The sequence below is a fragment of the Campylobacter sp. BCW_4332 genome, assembly GCF_001763175.1.
In the GTDB taxonomy this organism is placed as follows: domain Bacteria; phylum Campylobacterota; class Campylobacteria; order Campylobacterales; family Campylobacteraceae; genus Campylobacter_D; species Campylobacter_D jejuni.
Genome location: NZ_MJYF01000041.1, coordinates 1 through 595 on the forward strand (window position 1 = coordinate 1; position 595 = coordinate 595).

The 595-nt window shown below is 49.2% G+C and carries 6 tRNA genes; all 6 read right to left on the reverse strand.

From position 1 onward, the window contains the following. Positions 1-5 precede the first annotated feature (5 nt). A tRNA-Asp gene (locus tag AJN64_RS04290) sits at positions 6-82 on the reverse strand. A gap of 51 nt (positions 83-133) precedes the next feature. Further along, a tRNA-Val gene (locus AJN64_RS04295) sits at positions 134-209 on the reverse strand. Positions 210-215: 6 nt separating this feature from the next. After that, positions 216-291 (reverse strand) — tRNA-Arg (locus AJN64_RS04300). A 19-nt stretch (positions 292-310) separates the two neighbouring features. Further along, positions 311-386, reverse strand: a tRNA-Lys gene (locus AJN64_RS04305). Between the two features lie 4 nt (positions 387-390). Beyond that, a tRNA-Asp gene (locus AJN64_RS04310) sits at positions 391-467 on the reverse strand. Between the two features lie 51 nt (positions 468-518). Beyond that, a tRNA-Val gene (locus tag AJN64_RS04315) sits at positions 519-594 on the reverse strand. Position 595: the final 1 nt, after the last annotated feature.

Genomic DNA, 595 nt, shown 5'->3' on the forward strand with positions numbered 1-595 from the left:
CAAGATGGCGCAGCGGACGGGGCTCGAACCCGCGACCTCCGCCGTGACAGGGCGGCATTCTAACCAGCTGAACTACCGCTGCATCCAAAGTAAAGAAGTAGAGATTATAAAACCTATTTATGATTTTATAAAATGGTGGTCACTATAAGACTCGAACTTATGACATCCACCTTGTAAGGGTGGCGCTCTACCAACTGAGCTAAGCGACCTATGATTGGCGACCCCTAGAGGATTTGAACCTCTGTTTCCACACAGAGAGAGTGTTGTCCTGGGCCACTAGACGAAAGGGTCATAACCCTAACAATAAAAATGGTGTCCCGTGTTGGATTCGAACCAACGACCCCCTCCTTAAAAGGGAGATGCTCTACCGGCTGAGCTAACGAGACAAGATGGCGCAGCGGACGGGGCTCGAACCCGCGACCTCCGCCGTGACAGGGCGGCATTCTAACCAGCTGAACTACCGCTGCATCCAAAGTAAAGAAGTAGAGATTATAAAACCTATTTATGATTTTATAAAATGGTGGTCACTATAAGACTCGAACTTATGACATCCACCTTGTAAGGGTGGCGCTCTACCAACTGAGCTAAGCGACCT